The sequence below is a fragment of the Actinomadura sp. NPDC049382 genome, assembly GCF_040677125.1.
GTDB lineage: Bacteria > Actinomycetota > Actinomycetes > Streptosporangiales > Streptosporangiaceae > Spirillospora > Spirillospora geliboluensis.
Window position 1 is genome coordinate 1 of record NZ_JBFARO010000146.1, and the last position, 19,566, is coordinate 19,566.

Here is a 19,566-nt window from a genome sequence, read left to right on the forward strand (position 1 = left end):
ATCACCGCGACCGGCCGCAACTCCGCCGCCGGCGTGGGCAGATGCTTGACGTCGATGGAGCTCGTCCGGCGGGGCGCGACCGTCGCGGGCAGCCGCGCCGACGAGGCGCGCGCGGCGGCCGAGGCCCGGCGGCGGCTGCGGGCGGCCTGCCGCGACCCGGCGCGCCGCGCCGTCCTCGGCGCCCTGCTCGCCCTGCTGCGGTCGCTGGTCCGGACCCGGGAGGACACCAGGTTCTGCCGGACGCAGCTGTTCGGGCTGTCCCGCACGATCCTGTGGCGGCTCGGCGCCGACCTCGCCGAAACCGGGGCGCTCGACGACCCCATGGACGTCCTCGACCTCACCGCTTCGGAGGTTCTCGGCGCGTTCGACGGCACCCTGCCCGGCGCCGGCCCGGACGTCCTGCGCGGCCTCGCGGCGGTGCGGCGCGCCGAACGCGGCCGGCACCGCGACGCACCGCCCCCGCCCCCGCTGCTGTCGGTCCCGGCGGCGGCGCCCGTGGCGGCGGCCCTCGCCCGCGCCCGCCCGGTCGGGAAGGCCGAGAGCCGGGACGGCGACGTGCTGCGCGGGCTCGGCTCCGGCGGCGGGACGGTCCGCGGCCGCGCCAAGGTCGTCCTCGACCCCGGCGTCCCGCCCGCCGGCTGCGCCGGCCGGATCCTCATCGCCCGGGAGACCGACCCGGGCTGGCTTCCCCTCATGATCGCCGCGTCCGGCCTGGTCGTCGAGCGCGGCACCCTGCTCTCGCACACCGCCGTCACGGGACGGCTGCTCGGCGTGCCCGCCGCGGTCGCGGTCGGCGGCGCCGTCGCCCGCATCCCGGACGGCGCCTGGATCGAGCTGGACGGGCGCGCCGGCACGGTCCGGGTCCTGGACGGGCGCGCCCGCCGATGACGGGCCGCGCCGGAGGCCCCCGGCGCGGCCCGCACACACCCCGCAGCACCAGAGGAGTTGGCACGTGGACGAAGGAGTGTTCGGCAAGGCCGCCCAGGAGCGGGCGATCGCCGAGGTCGAGGTGGAGATCGCGCGGCTGTGCGAGCTGCTCGCCGAGGGCCTGGCGATGGGCCTGGACGACGGCCGGGAGATGGTCGGCGGCGCCATGTCGGAGTTCCTCCTGGAGTTCTTCGACCTCGTCCGCGCGAAGGGCTCGCGGCCCGGCCTGCACGGCATGGTCACGCTGCCGCTGCTGGCGCACGGCGCGGAGACCGGCGAGCCGGGCCCGGCGGCGCCGATCGCGGTGGTCCACCTGCTCTGGTGGGCGTCCGCCCGCCACCTCGACGACCTGACCGACGCGCCCGGCCCGGCCGGCGTGCCCGACCGGGTCGCCGCCGGCAAGCGGGCGCTCACCGCGTTCGCCGTCGGCGGCCACCTGCCCGCCCGGCTCCTCGCCGGGCTGCCGGTGCCCGCCGCGACCCGCGCCGCGCTGGGGGAGGAGCTGTCGCGCTGCTGGCTGGACGCCGTGGACGGCCAGCTCCGCGACCTCACCGAGCGCCCGGCGGTCGCCACGCCCGCGTCGGTGCTGCGCGGCTACGAGGGCAAGACGGGCGCGCCGTACGGGATGGCCGCCGCGGCCGCCGCCTGCCTGGCCGGCGCGGACCGCGGCCGGGTCGCGGGCTGGCGCGCGTTCGGGCGGTCGCTCGGCGTGCTGCGCCAGCTCGTCAACGACCAGCGCGACCTCGCGTCCGGGCGGCACGAGGACCTCGCCAACGGCACCGCCACCTACCTGCTCGTCCACCTGCTGCGCGAGCTGCCCGCCGGGCGGCGCCGCGAGGCGCTCGAACTGCACGCCGCGGCCCGCCGGTGCGCGGCCGCGCGCGCCGAGCTGGCCGCCCGGATGCTGGACGAGGAGGTCATCGACGGCTACGCGGCGTCCGTGGCGCCGCTGATCGAGCGGGCGCACGGCCTGCTCGACCGGCTCGGCGGCGAACCGGGCTGCCTGCGGGAGCTGCACGGGCTGGTCGACGCGACCGTCGGCCACCTGCCCAGGTTCCGGCTGGCCGCGGCCTAGGGAGCAGACGCCGATGACCGCTCCCGGCGGACTCTCCGACATCCTCCTCTCCACCGGCCCGCGGGTCGCCGCCGCGGTCGGCGAGGCCCTGCACGGCCACCCCGCCTACCTGCCGATCCGGCGCGCGGCCGGCCCGATGTTCGGCGGCCGCGGGCAGACCTGCACCCGCCTCATCGGGCTCGTCCTCACCGGCGAGCCGCTGCCCGCCGACGACCTCGGCCGGTTCCGCGACCTCGGCGTCCTCGCCGCCCGGCAGGCGATCCCGCTGCCGGTGCTGTCGGAGGTGTGGGACCTCGCGCTCGCCGCCGCCGCCCGCACCTGCTGGACGGTCGCGCCGCCCGGCCACTTCGCCGAGATGGCCGAGCTGACCGCGCACGCGGCGCGGCTCGCCATCGGCGCGCGGGAGGCGTGCATCCAGGGCTACGCGGAGGCGCCCCGCGCGGGCGGCGCGTCGCGGCCGCTGCGCCGGCTGCTCGCCGAGACCCTGATCGACGGCGCGCCCGCCGGCGTCATCGCCGAGGCGGCCGGGGTCCGGCTCGCGCCCGGCTACCTGGTGCTGCTGTGCGAGGCCCCCGCCTCGGACGCGTGCTGGGAGCGGGCGAGCGAGCGGCTGGACGGCTGGGACGGCGTGCTGTACTCCGGCGACCTGTCCGGCCTCATCGTGCTGCTCCCGGCCGCCGACCAGCTGTGCGCGGAGAGCCGGGCCGCCGAGTTCACCGCGTCCCTCGTCTCCTGGACCCGCGGCCCGGTGCACGCCGCGCAGGCGCAGCGGCGCGGCCTCGCCGGCATCCCGGACGCGCTGGAGGAGGCGTCCCGGGTGCTCACCGCCGTCAAGGCCATCCCGGACGGCGAGGACCGCCCCTACCGGGCGGACGAGCTGCTGGTCGAGCTGGCGATCCTGGACCAGCCCGCGATCCGCGGCCGGCTCGCCGCCGTGCTGAAGCCGCTCGACGCGGGCACCGACCTGCGGCGGACGCTGGAGGTGCTGCTCGCCTGCAACCTCGACCGGGAGCGCGCCGCCCGGGAGTTGTGGATCCACCGCCGCACCCTGCACTACCGGCTGGACCGCATCCGCGACCTGTCCGGCGTCGACCCGAGCTCGGCGCGCGGCATCCAGCTGTTCCGCGCCGCCCTCACCTCGGCGCGGCTGAGCCGGCTGGAGCGCGAGGGCCGCCGCGCCGAGGAGACCTCGCTGCCCCCGCCGCTGAGCGCCTGAAGGAGACCGATGGACTTCCCCCTGCCGCACCGCCCGGGCGTCCCGCTGGACGCCGGGCACCTGCGGCGCCTGCACGCGCGCCCGCTGGTCCCTGCCGTGGTGGCGGGCCGGGACGCGCTGCTCGCCACCCGGCACGCCGACGTCCGGACGGTGCTGTCCGACGACCGGTTCAGCCGGGAGGCGTGGCGGGGCGGCACCCTGTTCGCGCGGACCCCGGCGTCGCTGGCGCTGGCAGCGAGCGATCCGCCGGCGCACACCCGGCGGCGCCGGGCCGTCCGGGCGTGGTTCACGGCGCGCCGCGCCGAGGCGGACCGGCCCCGCATGGTCGCCGTCGCCGACCGCCTCCTGGACGCCATGGCGGCGGGCGGGCCGCCCGCCGACCTGCTCGCCCGGTTCGCGACGCCGTTCCCGTACGCGGTCGTCTGCGGCATGCTCGGCGTCCCCACCGCCGACCTCGGCCTGCTGCTGCCCTGGGCGAGCGCGATGATGTCGGCCGGGCACCACCCGGACGCCGAGGTGGCGGCGGCGCACGAGGGCATGCGCGGCTACTTCGCCGAGCAGATCGCCGCCCGCTGGCCGTTCCCCGGCGACGACCTGCTGACCGCCCTCGTGCACGGCTCCGACCTGTCGGACGAGGAGACCGCCGTGTTCGGGGCCGGGCTGCTGATGGCGGGCGGCGAGAGCACCGCGAACCTCCTCGCGCTCTGCGTCCTCGACCTCGCGGCGCGGCCGCGGCTCGCCGCCCGGCTGCGCGCCGACCCGGCGCTGATCCCGGCCGCGGCCGAGGAGTACGTGCGCTGGACCTGGCTCGCCGGCACCGGCGGCCGGCCGCACGTCGTCACCGCCGCCGCCGAACTGGCGGGGACGCCGCTGGCGCCGGGCGACGTCGTCGTCCCGCTCACCGACGCCGCCAACCGCGACCCGGCGGCCTTCCCCGCCGCCGGCGCCTTCGACCCGGCCCGCTCCCCGAACCCGCATCTGGGGTTCGGGCACGGCAGGCACCGCTGCCTCGGCGTCCACCACGCCCGTGCCGAGCTCCAGACCGGCCTCGCCGCGATCCTGCGCCGGTTCGGCGACCTCTCGCTGGCCGTCGACCCGGCCGACCTGGCGTGGCGCGACCGCATGTTCGTGCGCGGGGTCTGGCAGCTCCCGGTCACCTGGTCGCGCGGAAGCAGATGAGGGGGTGGGGCGTCCGGGTCGGGCGGTTCGTCCGGGGCGCCTACCCGCCGCTGCCGTCCGCGGTGCTCGCCGCGCTGTGGGCGAGCGGCGTCACGGGGCTGTTCGCCGCGCTCGACCCCTCGGGCCGGGGGTGGCGGCCCGGCGCCGGGACGGCGGTCGCGGCGGCGGCGCTGTTCGCCGACCTGCTCCTCATGCGGGCCCTCGACGACATCCGCGATGTCGATTACGACCGGCGCTTCCATCCCGGCCGCCCGCTGCCGGCGGGCGCGGTGCGCGTCCGCGACCTGGGCGTCCTGTACGGAGCGGGCGCCGTCGTACTCGTCGCGTCGCACGCGGCGTGGCCGTGGCGGGCCGGCATTCTGGCTGCCCAGCTCGGCTACGCCGCTGCGGTGCTCGGCGTCCACCTCCGTTGGGGGCGGCCTCGCTCGGACGGGCTGTTCGCCGGGCTGCTGGTGAGCCTGCCCGTGCCCGTCCTTCTGCACCTTTACCTGTACGCGGGGTACCTGGACGCGGCCGGGCACGGTGCGGACGCATCCGCATTGACCGCAGTGCTTGTCGCGGTGCTCGCGGCCGGGTACGCGGAACTGGCCGGGAAGACCACCCGCGCGCCGCGGCCGGGGGAGCGGACCTACACCACGACGCTCAGCCTCGCTGGCGCGGTGGCGTGCGTTCTGGCCGCGCCGACGCTGTCGACGGTGCTGCTCGCGCTCTCCGCGCGGACGGGGCCGTGGACGGCCGCCGCGTTCGTGCCGCTCGCCGTCCCGGCGCTCGCCGCCGCGTCCTTCGCGCGCGGGCGCACCCGGTGGCCCACGCCCGCCCTGTACACGCTGTCGGCGTTCGCGAGCTGGACCGTCCTCGGACTCGCCCGGTGAGGCGGAGCCGTCTCAGGGGCGGGCCGCGTCAGGCCAGGCCCATCTCCCGCCGGACGTTCGCGAACTCCACCGCCATCGCGTCCGACAGGGCGCGGGCCCCCGACAGCGGGCGCACCATCACGCAGAACTCGTCGATGAGCCCGGCGTCGTCGTGGTGCAGGAAGTCGCAGCCGTGCACCTCCCGGTCGCCCACCCGCGCCTTGAACATGAGCGCGTGGTCGCGGCCGCCGCCGATCTCCCGGACGTAGCGGAAATCGGTGAACACCCGGGTCACCGCGCGCAGGATCGCGGTGACGGCGGCCCGCCCCTCGTACGGCGCGAACGCCACCGGGCTGAGGAACGTGACGTCCTCGGCCAGCAGCGCCGGGAGGGCGTCGAGGTCGCCCTTCTCAACGGCCGCGCGGAACGGGTGCATCGGGCCCACCTCCAGGCTCGGGTGATCGGCACGCCCCCGGGGGCGTGCCGAAAGCCTAGGCCGCGCGGACCCCGTCCGCGATCATCCGGCCGCGATCACCGGTCCGGGACCGTTCCGGCGGGACGCGTCACGCGCCGGGCTGCAGCAGCACCTTGATCGCGCCGTCCTGCTTCTTCTGGAACATCTCGTACGCCCGCGGCGCCTTCTCCAGCGGCCAGCGGTGCGTGGCGAGGTCCATCACGCCGAGCGGGTCGGCGTCGTCGGACACCAGCGGCAGCAGCTCGTCGATCCACCGCTTGACGTGCGCCTGGCCCATCCGCAGCCCGACGCCCTTGTCGAACATCCGCAGCATCGGCAGCGGGTCGGTCATGCCGCCGTACACGCCGATGACGGAGATCGTCCCGCCCCGGCGGACGATCTCGATCGCGGTGGTCAGCGCGGCGAGCCGGTCCACCCCGACGCGCGACATCAGCGGCGCGGCGGAGTTGCCCGGCAGCAGCCCGGTGAGGGTCTGCGCCAGCTTCGCGCCCGGCGAGCCGTGCGCCTCCATCCCGACGGCCTCGATCACCGAGTCGGTGCCGCGGCCCCCGGTGAGTTGGCGCACCGCGTCCGGCACGTCGTCGGCGGCGTCGGAGTCGATCACCTCGATGCCGTGCCGGCGCGCCATCTCCAGCCGCTCCGGCACGAGGTCCACCGCGATCACGCGGTGCCCGCGGTGCCGGGCGATCCGGGCGGCCATCTGCCCGATCGGGCCGAGGCCGAGCACGGTCACCGACCCGCCCTCGGGGATCGCGGCCCACTCGACGGCCTGCCGCGCGGTCGGCAGCACGTCCGACAGGTAGACGAACCGCTCGTCCGGCGGGCCGTCCGGCACCTTGATCGGCCCGAAGTGCGCCTGCGGCACCCGCAGGTACTCGGCCTGCCCGCCCGGGACCTGCCCGTACAGCCGGGTGTAGCCGAACAGCGCCGCGCCCATGCCGTGCTCGCGCACCTGCGTCGTCTCGCACTGCGCGTACAGCTGCATCCCGCACATGTGGCAGCGCCCGCACGAGATGTTGAACGGGATCACCACGCGGTCGCCCGGCTTGATGTGCGCCACGTCCGGCCCGGTCTCCTCGACGACGCCCATCGGCTCGTGGCCGAGGATGTCGCCCTCGGTGAGGAACGGCCCGAGCACCTCGTACAGGTGCAGGTCCGACCCGCAGATGCCGGACGAGGTCACCCGGATGATCGCGTCGTCGGGTTCCTTGAGCTCCGGGTCGGGCACGCTCTCGACGCGGACGTCGCGCTTGCCGTGCCAGGTGACGGCCTTCATCTGGTCCTCCTCAGCGGCGGTGGCCCCGTCTCCCTGGCCGCCCTACCCCGACGGGCGGGCCGAAACGTCGCCGGACTGAGGAGGTCAATGCGGGGTAAAGCTTTCGCATGGACGACGGCCCCCTGCGTCTCGGCGTGCTCGACATCGGCTCCAACTCGGCGCACCTGCGGATCGCCGACCTGGAGCCCGGGCACCCGCCGTTGCCCGTCCGGTCGGTGAAGAGCCCGGTCCGGCTGGCCGAGGCCACCGACCGGCACGGCGTCATCGGACGGCCCGCGGTCGGGCGGCTGATCGCCGCGGTGCGGGAGGCGGCGGCCGCCGCCGCAGCCCTCGGCGTCGCCGAGCTGGTCCCGTTCGCGACGTCCGCGCTGCGCGACGCCGCCAACCGCGCCGACGTCACCGCCGAGGTCCGCGCCGCCACCGGCGTCGAGCTCGGGTTCCTCACCGGCGAGCGGGAGGCGCGGCTGACGTTCCTCGCGGCCCGCTGCTGGTACGGGTGGTCGGCGGGGCCGATGCTGCTCGCCGACATCGGCGGCGGCTCCCTGGAGCTCGCCTACGGCACCGGCCGGGAGCCGGACATCGCGCTGTCGCTGCCGCTCGGCGCGGGCCGCCTCACCCGGCACCACCTGCCGCCCCGCCCGCCGGTGCGCAAGCGCGTCCGCCGGGCGCTGTCGGCGCACGTGCGGTCGGTGCTCACCGAGGCGACCGCCGGGATCGCCGCGCGCCCGGCCCCGGTGCGGGCCGTCGCGACGTCCAAGACCTTCACCCAGCTCGCCCGGCTGTGCGGCGCGCCGAAGGCGAAGGCCGGGCCGTTCCGGGAGCGCCGCCTCGACCGCCGCGACCTGCACCGCTGGATCCCCCGGCTGGCGAAGCTGCCGGACGGGGAGCGGGCGCGGCTGCGCGGGGTGAAGGCGTCGCGCGCCCACCAGATCCTCGCGGGCGCGATCGTGGCCGAGGGCGTGATGGACGTCCTCGGCCTCGACCGCCTCGACATCTGCCCGTGGGCGCTGCGCGAGGGCATCATGCTGGACCGGCTGGGCGAACTGGCGGAGGGACCCCGCCGGCCCCCGGCGCTCGCCGCGTTGCCGCTGCGGTCCGGGGCCGCCGCGCCCGGGCTCCGGATCGGGTGAGCGCCCCGGCGTCCCCGCCGTTTGGCCCGCGGCCCGGCGGGCAGTTCCGCGGGCAGGACCGCGCCGCGGCGCACGCGATCAGGGGGAGCACACCGGACCAGGGGGGCACGCCATGGGACTCGCCGACGCACGCGAGATCGAGGAGCTGCTCGGGGACCTGCCGTTCCCGGCGAGCAAGCAGCGGATCGTCGAGCACGTGCACGAGAGGCGGCCGGAGATGGACGCCGAGCGCGCGGTGTCGTCGCTGCCGCTCGGCACGTACGGCAGCGTGGCCGAGGTGCTGCGGTCGGTGCCGCTCGACCCGGACCCCGGCCGCACCCCGACCGAGCGCGACCACCAGCGCCGCCACCACCAGAAGCCCGGCCTCGGCGAGCCGATGCGGCACACCGAGCGCTCGCCCGTCGAGGAGGAGCTGGACCGCGGCGACGAGATCTGACGGCCGGCGCCCGGCCGTTTGAACGGCGCCCCTGCGGCAAGTGCCCCGTTGGGCTCCGACGCGGGAGGAGGGCCGTCGATGACGGCTGTACAGGGCAGGGACGACGCGAGCGTCGCCGAGGCGCTCGCGCGCCACCGCATGGGTACCAAGATCGGCCACATCCTGGCCACCACCGACCACAAGATGGTCGGCTACCTGTACCTCACGACGTCGTTCCTGTTCTTCCTCGCCGCCGGGGTCATGGCCATGCTGATGCGGGCCGAGCTGCTGGAGCCCGGCCGGCAGGTCGTGAGCAACCACACCTACAACGAGCTGTTCACGATCCACGGCACGATCATGATGCTGCTGTTCGCGACGCCGCTGTTCGCCGGGTTCGCGAACGTGCTGGTGCCGCTGCAGATCGGCGCGCCCGACGTGGCGTTCCCGCGGATGAACGCGCTCACCTACTACCTGTTCCTGTTCGGCGGCCTGATGGTGATGGCGTCGTTCATCATGCCGGGCGGCGCCGCCGCCTACGGGTGGTTCGCCTACTCGCCGCTGACGTCGGAGGCGTACTCGCCCGGCCTCGGCCCCGACATGTGGATCATGGGGCTGATCCTGTCCGGCTTCGGGACGATCCTCACCTCGGTGAACATCATCACCACGATCATCGCGATGCGCGCGCCCGGCATGGTGATGTTCCGGATGCCGATCTTCACCTGGAACGTGCTGCTGACCAGCCTGATGGTGCTGATCGCGTTCCCGGTGCTGACCGCGGCGCTGTTCGCGCTGGAGGCCGACCGCAAGATCGGCGCGCACATCTACGACGCCTCGAACCACGGCGCGCTGCTGTGGCAGCACCTGTTCTGGTTCTTCGGCCATCCCGAGGTCTACATCGCGGCGCTGCCGTTCTTCGGGATCGTCACCGAGATCCTCCCGGTGTTCGCGCGCAAGCCCCTGTTCGGCTACCTCGGCATGGTCGCCGCGACGATCTCGATCACCGGGCTGTCGATGACGGTGTGGGCGCACCACATGTTCGCCACCGGCGGGGTGCTGCTGCCGTTCTTCTCCATCACCTCCTTCATGATCGCCGTGCCGACCGGGATCAAGTTCTTCAACTGGGTCGGGACGCTGTGGAAGGGGCAGCTCACGTTCGAGACCCCGATGCTGTTCGCGCTCGGGTTCCTCGTGACGTTCCTGTTCGGCGGGCTGACCGGGGTCATCCTCGCCTCGCCGGCGATGGACTTCCACCTCACCGACTCCTTCTTCGTCGTCGGCCACCTGCACTACGTCCTGTTCGGCACCGTCGTGTTCGCCATGTTCGGCGGGTTCTACTTCTGGTGGCCGAAGATGACGGGCCGGATGCTGCACGAGGGCTGGGGCAGGCTGCACTTCTGGACGCTGTTCATCGGGTTCCACACGACGTTCCTCGTCCAGCACTGGCTGGGCGCCGAGGGGATGCCGCGCCGCTACGCCGACTACCCCGACCAGTTCGCGACGCTGAACCTCGTCTCGTCCATCGGCTCGTTCATCCTGGGCGCCTCGACGTTCGCGTTTCTGTGGAACGTGCTGCGGACGTGGCGGCACGGCGAGAAGGTCGGCACCGACGACCCGTGGGGCACCGGCGGCTCGCTGGAGTGGGCGACGTCCTGCCCGCCGCCCCGCCACAACTTCACGTCGATGCCCCGGATCCGCTCCGTGCGCCCCGCGTTCGACCTGCACTACCCGGCGCTGGAGCCGCCGCAGGAGGCCGAGCCCGCGCTGCCGCCGCCCGGGAAGTCCTGACCGGCGCGGGCCGGACGTCGCGGGTCAGCCGCTCCCGTCCTTCGAGCCGCCGCCCTCCTGAGGCGGCTTCTCCAGGTCGCCCTGGCCGCCGCCGTACGACTCGGACTGGTAGTCGAGGTAGAAGCGGTTGGCGCGGGTCCGCACCTGGGTGCGGGCGCGGTCCGGGGTCGGGAGCGGGATGATGTGGTCCGGGTAGGGGGCGACCAGCTCGCCGGGCCGCCGGGTCCGCAGCACGGCCTCCGCGTCCCGCGCCGGAACCTCGTGCCGCTCCTCGAAGCCGCCCTCCGGGCTGAGCGAGATCAGGCCGCTCTCCACGCCCTCCCGGCGGGTCTGCAGGTCGCGGCGCTGCAGGCTCAGGCAGGCGCGCCGGGCGACGACGAACGCGAGTACCGGGGCGACGAAGAACCCGACGCGGAAGAACCACGTCGTCCAGAACAGCGGGATCTTGAAGGTGTTGGAGATGATGTCGTTGCCGCCCGCCGCCAGCAGGTTGATGTACCAGGCGGCGGCCGCCGCGCCGATCCCCGTCCTGGTGGGGGCGTTCCGCGGCCGGTCCAGGAGGTGGTGGACGCGCTCGTCCCCGGTGGCCCAGCGCTCCACGAACGGGTACAGGCCCATGAGCGTGAAGAAGATCCCCGGCAGGACGACCGCCGGCAGCAGCACGTTCCAGGAGATGTCGTGCCCGGCGACGGTCGTCGACAGCGGCGCCATGATGCGCAGCGAGCCTTCGAGGAATCCGACGTACCAGTCCGGCTGCGAGCCGAAGGAGACCTCGTTGGGCTCGTACGGCCCGTACAGCCAGACGGGGTTGATCTGGAACAGCGTCGCCAGCCCGGCCAGGACCCCGAACGTGAACAGGAAGTAGCCCGCGCTCTGGGCGGCGAAGTTCGGGAAGGTCTTCTCGCCGCTCACCGCCATCTCCCGCCGCCCCCGGCCCGGCCACTGGGTGTGGGTCTGGTGCCACAGGATCATCAGGTGGACGGTGACCAGCGCGATCAGGATCCCCGGGATCAGCAGGATGTGCACCGTGAACAGCCGCGGGATGAACTCCTCGCTCGCCGGGAACTGCCCGCCGAACGCCCACAGGCTGAGGTAGGTCCCGGCGATGGGGATGGACAGCAGGATCCCCTGGAAGATCCGCAGGCCGGTGCCGGACAGCAGGTCGTCCGGGAGCGAGTAGCCGGCGAACCCCTCGGCGAGCGCCAGCGCGAACATCGACACGCCGATCACCCAGTTGATCTCGCGCGGCTTGCGGAACGCGCCGGTGAAGAAGATCCGCATGAGGTGCGCCACGATCGCCGCGAGGAAGACGTTCGCCGCCCAGTGGTGGATCTGCCGCATCAGCAGCCCGCCGCGCACGTCGAACGTCAGGTGCAGCGTGGAGGCGTACGCGTCGCTCATCCGCACGCCCTTGAGCGGCGCGTACGAGCCGTCGTAGACCTGCACCCCGCCGCTCGGCTTGAAGAACAGCGTGAGGTAGACGCCCGTCAGGACCAGGATGATGAACGAGTAGAGCGCGATCTCGCCGAGCAGGAACGACCAGTGCGTCGGGAACGCCTTCCTGATGTTCTGGCTCAGGAACGAGGTGGAGCCGAGCCGGTCGTTGACACCCTGGACCAGGTCGCCGGCCCGCGCGGACCTCGACCGGCCGTTCCGTCCCGCCATCGCGCACTTCTCCCCAAGGCCCGAGCAGCAATTTCGCTGGGCGGGTACCCGAGCGGGGTTACCGCAAACGCCGCCGCGCGGGCGCCTGCGGCCCCTCGCGTTGGCGGGGGCGGGCACCGCGCGCGGTCAGGCCGCGCGCGGGTTCGCGGCCGAGTTGAGCTGGTGCCGGGCGAGCATGATGTCGGCCCGCAGCCGGTCGGCCGCCAGCGGGTCCGGCTCCAGCCCGCCGAGCCCGTCCTCGATGAGCGCCAGCTGGTCGGCGCGCAGCCGGGCGAGCAGCCGGCGCGGCTCCCCGGCCGGCACGCCCCACCGCTCCTTGCGGCGCCACTTGCGGAACGCGAGCACGTGCCCCTCGCCGGGGACGAGGACGCCCCGCGCCGTCTCCGCGTGCACCGTCCGCCGGAAATGCGCCAGGTACCGGCGACGCGCGAGCCGGTACGTGACGATGGCGGCGAGCAGGATCGGCGCCCCCTTCACCGGCAGCAGCGCCACCCCGGACAGGACGGGCGCGTCCCACCACGAGTGCAGCGCCATCGACAGCACGAACGCCGCCCCGGCGATCGCGGCGCTCGTCCGGGTCGCCCTCCCCAGCAGGCAGCCGAGGCCCGCGCCGCCGACCGCCGTCATCGCCCAGTGGCTCCACCACGCCCCGCCGACCACCCGGCTGCCGAAGGTGAACAGCGCCGCGTTCGCGTCCTGCGTCGCGCCCGTCAGCACGATCGTGTTCAGCACGTACAGGAAGTTCTCCGCGAACTGGAAGCCGAGGCCGGCGAGCGCGCCGTACCCCCAGCCGTCGAGCGGCCCGCGGACCGCGGCCGGCGCCATCAGCGCCAGCACCACGACCCCGAGCAGCTTCAGGACCTCCTCGTCGACCGGCGCGGCGATCGCCGCGCCCCACACCGCCGTGAACCCCGGCCCCGCCGTCTTGCCGAGGACGGCCTGGAACGCCGAGTTCGCGGGCAGCGCGAGACCGAACGCGGCGAGCCCGCCCCACGCCACCGTGATGAGCGCGTAGCCGAGCGGCAGCGACCGGATCGGATGCAGCCGCCGCAGCGCCCACACGCCCGCGGCCAGCGCCGGGGCCAGCAGCGCGAACCCGAGGATCGCGCCCGCCGGGAACGCCGCGACCTGCGCGCCGATCCCGCGGAAGGCGGTCCAGGCCCCGAGCAGGCACGCGGCCGCCCACAGCCAGAACGCGGGCCGGCGGGTCATGGCGGTGCCGAGATCCGCAGCGTCCGCACCAGGGCGTCGACCTCCGCGGCCAGCCGCGCGAACGCATCCGGCGGCCCCGACGCCGTCACGGTGGCGCCGAGCGTGGCCCGCGCGAACACGGTCGCCATGCCGACGCGCTCGCGCCCGGCGAGCCGCCCGGTCAGCCCGGTCAGCCCGTGCGCGGTCGTGATCGGGACGGGCCCCGCGCGCAGCCGCGACCGCCCGCCGGCGGCGACGATCCGGCCGAGGCCGTCCCACAGCTCGCGCGCGTCCAGCGGCGCCAGCGGCACCACGACCCGCACGTACAGGCCGACCCCGGCGTTGGCGAGCTCGATGTCGCTGGTCAGCGAGGACTCGGCCCGGTCGAGCTCCCAGCCCGAGGACGGGACGGTGAACGTGACCGGCCGGACGCCGTCGCGCTCGGCCCCCACCGACAGCACCGTGCCCGCCGCGACCGGCCTGCCGCCGCTGCCGAGGGCCTTGTCGAGCAGCGGGAGCCCCGCGGCGAGGAGCAGCAGCGCCAGCGCCACGAGCCCCGTACCCCACCATCTCACCCGCGCCACGTGACCCCCCGATGACGTGCGCTGCGACAATGCCCCTTGACCCGGGAACTAAACAAGATCAGGGCGCGCGGGTCACCAGTGCGCCGGGCGTCCGACCGCGTCCGGCAACCGCGTGGCGGCGTCGCCGCGCGCCGCGTCCAGCTGCGCCCGGACGAGGAAGAGGCAGCCGGTGAGGTCGGCGCCGCGCAGGTCGGCGTCCCGCAGGTCCGCGCCGATCAGGTCGGCCGAGCGCAGGTCCGCGCCCCGCAGGTCGGCCCCGATCAGGTAGGCGCCGCGCAGGTTCGCGCCGCGCAGGTCGGCGCCCTTCAACCGTGCTCCGATGAGGTCGGCGCCCCGCCGATCCCGCCTGCGGCCCGGCACGGCGGCGGCCCTGGCCAGCTCGCTCGCGCGCAGCAGCAGCGCGTTCGCCCTCTCCCGCACGGCCGGGACGTCCACCTCGGCGAGCGCGGCCGGGTCGCCCCGGGTGAGGCGGTCGACGTCCTCGAACGCCCGCCGCAGCTCGGCGCGGACGGGCCCGGCGGCGGGCAGCGCCGCCGCCTCGTCCAGGTACCAGAGCAGCTCGTGCAGCTGCCGCATGACGGGGAACACGGCGAACATGCGGCGCGCGACGCCGGGGTCCGCGCGCCAGTCCCGGCCGCCGAAGGTCTCCTGCGACACCTTCTGGCCCGCGCCGAAGCAGTCGAAGACCGTGCAGCCCCGGAAGCCGAGCCCCCGCAGGTCGGCGTGGACGCCGCAGCGGAAGTCGGCCAGGAGGTTGCGGCACGGCTCGCCCGCGGCCTTGTCCACCGCGAAGTCGGCGGACCGCGCGAACGGCAGCGCGACGCAGCACAGGCCGAAACAGCTCGCGCAGTCGGCCCGCAGCCCGTCCGCCCTCTCCGACACCCCGCGCCTCCGCCTCCTGGACAACGCTCCATTGTCGGGCCACGCGGCCCCTGCTCGGGACGAGGGCGGTGTTGTACAGTCCGGAACCCCATGACGACACCCCTCACCGAGTCCGCGATCGTCTCCAGGCTGCGCGCCGCCGGCTGCGTGTTCGCCGAGGACGAGGCACGGCTGATCCTCGCCACCGCCCGCACTCCCGGCGACGCGTCCGCGATGGTGGACCGGCGCGCCGCAGGGCTGCCGCTGGAGCACGTCCTCGGCTGGGCGGAGTTCTGCGGCCTGCGGATCGCCGTCGAGCCGGGGGTGTTCGTGCCCCGCCGCCGCACCGAGTTCCTCGTCCGGGAGGCGGCCGCGCTCGCCCCGCCGCGCCCGGTCGTGGTCGACCTGTGCTGCGGTTCCGGCGCGCTGGGCGCCGCGCTCGTCGCCGGCCTGGACGAGTACGCCCTGCACGCCGCCGACGTCGAGCCCGCCGCCGTCCGCTGCGCCCGCGCCAACATCGCCCCGCTCGGCGGCCACGCCTACGAGGGCGACCTGTTCGCGCCGCTTCCGGACGCGCTGCGCGGCCGCGTCGACGTGCTGCTCGCCAACGTCCCCTACGTGCCGACGGACGACGTCGCGCTGATGCCCCCGGAGGCGCGCGACCACGAGCCGCGGGTCGCGCTCGACGGCGGCTCCGACGGCCTGGACGTGCTGCGCCGCGTCACCGCCGAGGCGGCGCGGTGGCTGGTCCCCGGGGGCCACCTGCTGTTCGAGACGAGCGAGCGCCAGGTCCCGGACGCGGTCGCCGCCGTCGAGCGGGGCGGGCTGTCCGCCGCCGTCCGGACGTCGGAGGAGTTCTATGCCACGGTCATCATCGGAGCAAAGCCGGTGTAAAACTCGATAGGGGGGTACGGGTCGTATAGGACGACCTGAAGGAGTGAACCACAATGCGTCGCATCAGTGCAGCGCTCAGCGCCATCATCGGCACGATCGTCAGCATCGTGACCCTCCCGTTCCGGGTTCTGCAGCGCCTCCTGACCCCCGGGCGCCGCACCCGCACCCACCGGTAGAACCGCGGTATCCGCACGTCCGCCCCGGGCCATTCCTCCGATATGGCCCGGGGCGGGCGTTTGCCGGAAAAAAAGCTTTGCGCGCAGGCGCGACATCCCGCACCCTAGGAGTGTCAAACCGAACGGAAACGGCGGAAGGAGCGGTGAGGATGGCCACGACCAGCGGCGGGCCGGTGTCGCGGCGCTCCGGTACCGGGCAGCGGCGAGGCGCCGCCGCCGTCGGAGGCGTCTCCGGATAGAACTGCGAAGGTTCTCCGGAGGCCGCCAGGATGACCTTTCTGGCGGTCTTTTCGTGTTCGTCACGGGTCTGTAGCTCAATGGGAAGAGCGCCCGCCTTGCAAGCGGGAGGTTGCCGGTTCGAGTCCGGCCCGATCCACCCCGGCGGAACGCTTCTCGTTCCGCCGCAAGCCGCACAGGTCGAAATGGTGAGGCACCTGGCTTCCACCCAGGAAAACCGGGTTCGATTCCCGGGTGCGGCTCTGGACTGGGCCCGGCGGGAGTAACGACCCCCGGCTGGTTCTGCACGTGCCCGAGGCGGGCGGACGCCACCGCCCGCCCGCGGGCACCCATGCCGGATCATCCAATCGGCAGGATGCGTGACTCTGGATCACGTCATGCAGGTTCGAACCCTGCTCCGGCAGCCATCTCCTACGCGGGCGCGTCGATGCGGGCGCGGGCCGTCGTCCAGGCGCGGGCCCGGTCGGTGAGGGTGATGCCGAGGCCCGGACGCGGCGGGACGTGCATCCGGCCGTCCTCGATGGTCGGCCGCTCGTTGAACAGAGGGGCGAGCCAGTCGAAATGCTCCACCCACGGCTCGCGCGGATAGGCGGCGGCCAGATGCAGGTGGATCTCCATCGCGAAGTGCGGCGCGAGCTGCAGATGGTGGTGGTCGGCGAGCGTCGCGAGCTTCAGGAAGCCGGTGATGCCGCCGATGCGCGGAGCGTCCGGCTGGAGGACGTCGGCGGCGCCCTTGGCGATGAGCTCGCAGTGCTCGGCGACGCTGGTGAGCATCTCGCCGGTCGCGATCGGCGTGTCGAGCGCGGCGGCGAGCGCGGCATGGCCCTCGGCGTCGTAGGCGTCCAGCGGTTCCTCGATCCAGGTGAGGCCGAACCCCTCCAGGGCGCGGCCCATCCGCCGCGCGGCGGGCCGGTCCCACTGCTGGTTCGCGTCCACCATCAGCGGGAACGCGTCGCCGAGCCGCTCCCGGACGGCGGTGACGCGGCGCAGGTCCTCGGCGTGGTCGGGATGGCCGACCTTGATCTTGACGCCGCCGATCCCGGCGGCGGCGGACGCCTCCGCGTTCTCCAGCACCTCCTCCAGCGGCGCGTGCAGGAAGCCGCCGGAGGTGTCGTAGCAGCGGACGGAGTCGCGGTGCGCGCCGAGGAGCTTGGCGAGCGGCAGGCCCGCCCGCCTGGCCTTCAGGTCCCACAGCGCGATGTCGATCGCGGCGATCGCCTGCGCGGCGAGCCCGCTGCGGCCGACGGACGCGCCCGCCCACACCAGCTTCGTCCAGAGCCGGCCGATGTCGCTCGGGTCCTCGCCGATCAGGGTGGGCGCGACCTCGGCGGCGTGCGCGAACTGGCCGGGGCCGCCCGCGCGCTTTGAGTAGCCGAAGCCGATGCCCTCGTGGCCGTCCGCGGTGCCGATCTCGGCGAACAGGAACACGACCTCGGTCATCGGCCGCTGCCGCCCGGTCAGCACCTTGGCGTCGCTGACCGGGACGGCGAGCGGCAGCGTCACCGACGACAGCTCGATCCAGGCGATCCGGTCGAGCGTCGCCGCGCCGGCGGGGACGGCCGTCATCTCAGCGCACTCGCTTCACGAGTTCGGCGAGTTCGGCGGTCTCCTCGTCGGTCAGGTCGGTGAGCGGCGGCCGGACGGGCCCTGCCGAATGGCCCGTGATCCGCATGCCCGCCTTGATGATGCTGACCGCGTACCCCTTGCGGCGGTTGCGGATGTCGCAGTACGGCAGCACGAACTCCGCGAGCAGCCGCGCCACCTCGTCCCGGTCGCGGCCCCGGACGGCGGCGTAGAACGCGAGCGCGAACTCCGGGACGAAGTTGAAGACCGCCGAGGAGTAGGTGGTGACGCCCATCTCCAGGTAGGGGAGGGCGAACGTCTCCGCGGTGGGCAGCCCGCCGATGTAGACGAGCCGGTCGCCGAGCCGGGACCTGATCCGCGTCATCAGCTCCAGGTCGCCGACGCCGTCCTTGAAGCCGACGAGGTTCGGGCACGCCTCGGCCAGCGCGGCGACCGTCGCGTCCTGGTAGACGGCGTTCGCGCGGCTGTAGAGCGTCACGCCGAGGCGGGTCGCGGCGCAGACGGCGCGGACGTGCGCGATCAGGCCCTCCTGCGACGCCTCGGTCAGGTACGGCGGGAACAGCAGCACCCCGTCGGCGCCGGCCTCCTCGGCCTCGCGCGCCATCGCCGCGGCCGCCGCCGTCCCGTACCCGGCGGGCGCGATCACCGGCAGGCCGTCCGGCGCCTCCGCGACGGCGGCGCGCACCACCGCGCCCACCTCGCCGGGCGCGAGCGAGAAGAACTCGCCCGTGCCGCCCGCCGCGAACAGGCCGGCGACGCCGTACCCGGCGAGCCGGCCGATGTTGTCGCGGTAGGCGGGCTCGTCGAAGGACAGGTCGTCGCGGAAGTGCGTGACGGGGAACGAAAGGAGCCCGGACCCGAGCCGCGTCGCGATCTCTTCGGGCGCAGTCTGCGTCATGCCCCGAGGCTAGGATGGCCGATTGATCCAGGTCCAACACGAAAAAGGCATCTACTGATACCCGCAGGGAATCGATGTTCACGCTGACCCAGCTCACGAACTTCGTGGCCGTCGCCGAGGAGCTGCACTTCGGCCGCGCCGCCGAGCGGCTCCGCATGACGCAGCCGCCGCTCAGCCGGCAGATCCAGCTGCTGGAGAACGAGCTGAAGGTGCGGCTGTTCGACCGGACGAACCGGTCCGTCCGGCTCACCCCGGCCGGGCGGGCGTTCCTCGTCGAGGCGCGCCGGCTGCTGCAGCAGGCCGACCATGTCGCGATGTCGGTCCGGCAGGTGTCGGCGGGGGAGGCCGGGAGCATCACGGTCGGGTTCACCGCGGCGAGCGCCTACGCCACCCTGGGCCGGCTGCTGGGGGTCGCGCGGACGGCGCTGCCGGACGTCGGCGTCGTCCTGCGGGAGATGGTGACGCGCGATCAGGTGCGCGCGCTCGCCGAGGGGAGCCTCGACCTCGGGCTCCTGCGGCCGCCGGTGACCGACCCGGACCTGGCGGAGCGCCCCGCCGAGCGGGAGGCGCTGCTCGCGGCCGTCCCGAACGGCCATCCGCTCGCCGCGGGGGACGGCCCGCTCGCGCTGGCCGACTTCGACGGGCAGCCGTTCATCATGTACTCGCCCGTCGAGGCCCGCTACTTCCATGAGCTGGTGATCAGCGTGTTCCGGCAGGCGGGCGTCTCGCCGGTGTACGCGCAGTACCTCAGCCAGGTGCACAGCATCCTCGCGCTGGTCAACTGCGGCTGGGGCGTCGCGCTGGTGCCGGCCGCGGCGTCCCGGCTCCGCTACGCGGGGCTGCGGTTCCGGCCCGTCGACCTCGCCGGGCCGGACCCCGTCGAGCTGAGGCTGGCCTGGCGGCGCGGCAACGACAACCCGGCGCTCGCCAAGCTGCTCCGGCATCTTTGAGGCGCCTTGACCGGAGTGCGAGCCGTGAATTATTTTGTCGTTAAAATATTTGTCGTCAAAGTATCGGTGGGGCAGGTGGAGGGACCATGAGCGACTATCCGGCGTATGCGCCGTCGGAGGAGCATGAGCTGCTGCGGCGCACGGTGCGTGAGCTGGCCGAGGCCAAGATCGCTCCTTTCGCGGCGGAGGTGGACGAG

General features: G+C 74.6%; 20 protein-coding genes and 3 tRNA genes. 15 read left to right on the forward strand and 8 right to left on the reverse strand.

Translation table 11 applies throughout. The annotated features are described in order from the left end of the window. The 5 genes from AB0K34_RS40800 to AB0K34_RS40820 form a co-directional block, all read left to right on the forward strand. Positions 1-888, forward strand: an 888-nt coding sequence (locus AB0K34_RS40800; protein WP_364554049.1) for a PEP-utilizing enzyme, incomplete at its 5' end; no start/stop codon positions are given. A gap of 64 nt (positions 889-952) precedes the next feature. Further along, positions 953-2,002: a polyprenyl synthetase family protein gene (locus AB0K34_RS40805; RefSeq protein ID WP_138636454.1), complete on the forward strand. Its 1,050-nt coding sequence runs from the start codon at positions 953-955 to the stop codon at positions 2,000-2,002. A 13-nt stretch (positions 2,003-2,015) separates the two neighbouring features. Then, positions 2,016-3,218: a helix-turn-helix domain-containing protein gene (locus AB0K34_RS40810; protein ID WP_138636453.1), complete on the forward strand. Its 1,203-nt coding sequence runs from the start codon at positions 2,016-2,018 to the stop codon at positions 3,216-3,218. A gap of 9 nt (positions 3,219-3,227) precedes the next feature. Next, a complete protein-coding gene (locus AB0K34_RS40815; protein WP_364554052.1) occupies positions 3,228-4,397 on the forward strand; it encodes a cytochrome P450 in 1,170 nt (389 codons plus the stop codon). Continuing rightward, the gene (locus AB0K34_RS40820; protein ID WP_364554054.1) at positions 4,394-5,269 is read left to right on the forward strand and encodes a hypothetical protein; all 876 of its coding nucleotides are present in this window, start codon (positions 4,394-4,396) and stop codon (positions 5,267-5,269) included. Before AB0K34_RS40815 ends, AB0K34_RS40820 begins: the two co-directional genes overlap by 4 nt. Positions 5,270-5,297: 28 nt before the next feature. Here AB0K34_RS40820 and AB0K34_RS40825 read toward each other — a convergent pair whose 3' ends face one another. Both AB0K34_RS40825 and AB0K34_RS40830 read right to left on the reverse strand, forming a co-directional pair. Next, positions 5,298-5,684: a nuclear transport factor 2 family protein gene (locus AB0K34_RS40825; RefSeq protein ID WP_138636450.1), complete on the reverse strand. Its 387-nt coding sequence runs from the start codon at positions 5,682-5,684 to the stop codon at positions 5,298-5,300. Between the two features lie 127 nt (positions 5,685-5,811). Continuing rightward, positions 5,812-6,999, reverse strand: coding sequence for a zinc-dependent alcohol dehydrogenase (locus tag AB0K34_RS40830; protein ID WP_138636449.1), 1,188 nt, complete (start codon positions 6,997-6,999; stop codon positions 5,812-5,814). Between the two features lie 107 nt (positions 7,000-7,106). Here AB0K34_RS40830 and AB0K34_RS40835 point away from each other — a divergent pair, with 107 nt between their 5' ends. From AB0K34_RS40835 to ctaD, 3 genes are all read left to right on the forward strand, one after another. Further along, positions 7,107-8,129: a Ppx/GppA family phosphatase gene (locus AB0K34_RS40835; RefSeq protein ID WP_364554057.1), complete on the forward strand. Its 1,023-nt coding sequence runs from the start codon at positions 7,107-7,109 to the stop codon at positions 8,127-8,129. 112 nt (positions 8,130-8,241) lie between these two features. Then, positions 8,242-8,565 carry a DUF2795 domain-containing protein gene (locus tag AB0K34_RS40840; RefSeq protein ID WP_138636448.1) on the forward strand — a complete coding sequence of 108 codons (324 nt, stop codon included), beginning with the start codon at positions 8,242-8,244 and terminating at the stop codon, positions 8,563-8,565. A gap of 138 nt (positions 8,566-8,703) precedes the next feature. Continuing rightward, the gene (gene ctaD / locus AB0K34_RS40845; RefSeq protein ID WP_240807556.1) at positions 8,704-10,329 is read left to right on the forward strand and encodes a cytochrome c oxidase subunit I; all 1,626 of its coding nucleotides are present in this window, start codon (positions 8,704-8,706) and stop codon (positions 10,327-10,329) included. A gap of 24 nt (positions 10,330-10,353) precedes the next feature. Here ctaD and AB0K34_RS40850 read toward each other — a convergent pair whose 3' ends face one another. The 4 genes from AB0K34_RS40850 to AB0K34_RS40865 form a co-directional block, all read right to left on the reverse strand. Then, complete coding sequence (locus AB0K34_RS40850) at positions 10,354-11,994, reverse strand: ubiquinol-cytochrome c reductase cytochrome b subunit (RefSeq protein ID WP_301177544.1); 1,641 nt, start codon at positions 11,992-11,994, stop codon at positions 10,354-10,356. 126 nt (positions 11,995-12,120) lie between these two features. Next, a complete protein-coding gene (locus AB0K34_RS40855; RefSeq protein ID WP_301177543.1) occupies positions 12,121-13,206 on the reverse strand; it encodes a PrsW family glutamic-type intramembrane protease in 1,086 nt (361 codons plus the stop codon). Then, positions 13,203-13,760 (reverse strand): hypothetical protein, encoded by a 558-nt coding sequence (locus AB0K34_RS40860; RefSeq protein WP_364554060.1) that lies wholly within the window; start codon positions 13,758-13,760, stop codon positions 13,203-13,205. The genes AB0K34_RS40855 and AB0K34_RS40860 overlap by 4 nt, the downstream gene beginning before the upstream one ends. Positions 13,761-13,841: 81 nt before the next feature. Further along, complete coding sequence (locus tag AB0K34_RS40865) at positions 13,842-14,651, reverse strand: pentapeptide repeat-containing protein (RefSeq protein ID WP_364554062.1); 810 nt, start codon at positions 14,649-14,651, stop codon at positions 13,842-13,844. Positions 14,652-14,741: 90 nt separating this feature from the next. Between AB0K34_RS40865 and AB0K34_RS40870 the strand changes: the two genes are divergently transcribed. The 5 genes from AB0K34_RS40870 (at position 14,742) to AB0K34_RS40890 (ending at position 16,344) form a co-directional block, all read left to right on the forward strand. After that, a complete protein-coding gene (locus tag AB0K34_RS40870; RefSeq protein WP_364554064.1) occupies positions 14,742-15,524 on the forward strand; it encodes a putative protein N(5)-glutamine methyltransferase in 783 nt (260 codons plus the stop codon). A 53-nt stretch (positions 15,525-15,577) separates the two neighbouring features. Continuing rightward, positions 15,578-15,700: an LPFR motif small protein gene (locus AB0K34_RS40875; protein WP_254715223.1), complete on the forward strand. Its 123-nt coding sequence runs from the start codon at positions 15,578-15,580 to the stop codon at positions 15,698-15,700. Positions 15,701-16,003: 303 nt separating this feature from the next. Next, positions 16,004-16,076 (forward strand) — tRNA-Ala (locus AB0K34_RS40880). A gap of 31 nt (positions 16,077-16,107) precedes the next feature. Continuing rightward, positions 16,108-16,179, forward strand: a tRNA-Gly gene (locus AB0K34_RS40885). A 90-nt stretch (positions 16,180-16,269) separates the two neighbouring features. Next, a tRNA-Gln gene (locus tag AB0K34_RS40890) sits at positions 16,270-16,344 on the forward strand. Between the two features lie 4 nt (positions 16,345-16,348). On the opposite strand, the gene AB0K34_RS40895 is transcribed toward AB0K34_RS40890, so the two are convergent. Both AB0K34_RS40895 and kdgD read right to left on the reverse strand, forming a co-directional pair. Further along, positions 16,349-17,503 (reverse strand): mandelate racemase/muconate lactonizing enzyme family protein, encoded by a 1,155-nt coding sequence (locus AB0K34_RS40895; RefSeq protein WP_301177540.1) that lies wholly within the window; start codon positions 17,501-17,503, stop codon positions 16,349-16,351. Between the two features lies 1 nt (position 17,504). Continuing rightward, complete coding sequence (gene kdgD, locus AB0K34_RS40900) at positions 17,505-18,419, reverse strand: 5-dehydro-4-deoxyglucarate dehydratase (RefSeq protein WP_364554067.1); 915 nt, start codon at positions 18,417-18,419, stop codon at positions 17,505-17,507. A gap of 74 nt (positions 18,420-18,493) precedes the next feature. Here kdgD and AB0K34_RS40905 point away from each other — a divergent pair, with 74 nt between their 5' ends. Together AB0K34_RS40905 and AB0K34_RS40910 are read left to right on the forward strand one after the other, a co-directional pair. After that, positions 18,494-19,369 (forward strand): LysR substrate-binding domain-containing protein, encoded by an 876-nt coding sequence (locus tag AB0K34_RS40905; RefSeq protein ID WP_138636439.1) that lies wholly within the window; start codon positions 18,494-18,496, stop codon positions 19,367-19,369. Positions 19,370-19,455: 86 nt separating this feature from the next. Further along, on the forward strand, positions 19,456-19,566 hold a 111-nt coding region (locus AB0K34_RS40910; RefSeq protein ID WP_364554070.1), incomplete at its 3' end, for an acyl-CoA dehydrogenase family protein.

Excerpts from the sequence above, each read along its gene's own strand:
- AB0K34_RS40830 (WP_138636449.1), bottom strand. The coding sequence starts at position 6,999 with ATGAAGGCCGTCACCTGGCACGGCAAGCGCGACGTCCGCGTCGAGAGC.
- AB0K34_RS40850 (WP_301177544.1), bottom strand. The coding sequence starts at position 11,994 with ATGGCGGGACGGAACGGCCGGTCGAGGTCCGCGCGGGCCGGCGACCTG.
- ctaD (WP_240807556.1), top strand. The coding sequence starts at position 8,704 with ATGGGTACCAAGATCGGCCACATCCTGGCCACCACCGACCACAAGATG.
- AB0K34_RS40825 (WP_138636450.1), bottom strand. The coding sequence starts at position 5,684 with ATGCACCCGTTCCGCGCGGCCGTTGAGAAGGGCGACCTCGACGCCCTC.
- AB0K34_RS40820 (WP_364554054.1), top strand. The coding sequence starts at position 4,394 with ATGAGGGGGTGGGGCGTCCGGGTCGGGCGGTTCGTCCGGGGCGCCTAC.
- AB0K34_RS40855 (WP_301177543.1), bottom strand. The coding sequence starts at position 13,206 with ATGACCCGCCGGCCCGCGTTCTGGCTGTGGGCGGCCGCGTGCCTGCTC.
- kdgD (WP_364554067.1), bottom strand. The coding sequence starts at position 18,419 with ATGACGCAGACTGCGCCCGAAGAGATCGCGACGCGGCTCGGGTCCGGG.
- AB0K34_RS40835 (WP_364554057.1), top strand. The coding sequence starts at position 7,107 with ATGGACGACGGCCCCCTGCGTCTCGGCGTGCTCGACATCGGCTCCAAC.
- AB0K34_RS40895 (WP_301177540.1), bottom strand. The coding sequence starts at position 17,503 with ATGACGGCCGTCCCCGCCGGCGCGGCGACGCTCGACCGGATCGCCTGG.
- AB0K34_RS40815 (WP_364554052.1), top strand. The coding sequence starts at position 3,228 with ATGGACTTCCCCCTGCCGCACCGCCCGGGCGTCCCGCTGGACGCCGGG.
- AB0K34_RS40810 (WP_138636453.1), top strand. The coding sequence starts at position 2,016 with ATGACCGCTCCCGGCGGACTCTCCGACATCCTCCTCTCCACCGGCCCG.
- AB0K34_RS40875 (WP_254715223.1), top strand. The coding sequence starts at position 15,578 with ATGCGTCGCATCAGTGCAGCGCTCAGCGCCATCATCGGCACGATCGTC.
- AB0K34_RS40840 (WP_138636448.1), top strand. The coding sequence starts at position 8,242 with ATGGGACTCGCCGACGCACGCGAGATCGAGGAGCTGCTCGGGGACCTG.
- AB0K34_RS40870 (WP_364554064.1), top strand. The coding sequence starts at position 14,742 with ATGACGACACCCCTCACCGAGTCCGCGATCGTCTCCAGGCTGCGCGCC.
- AB0K34_RS40905 (WP_138636439.1), top strand. The coding sequence starts at position 18,494 with ATGTTCACGCTGACCCAGCTCACGAACTTCGTGGCCGTCGCCGAGGAG.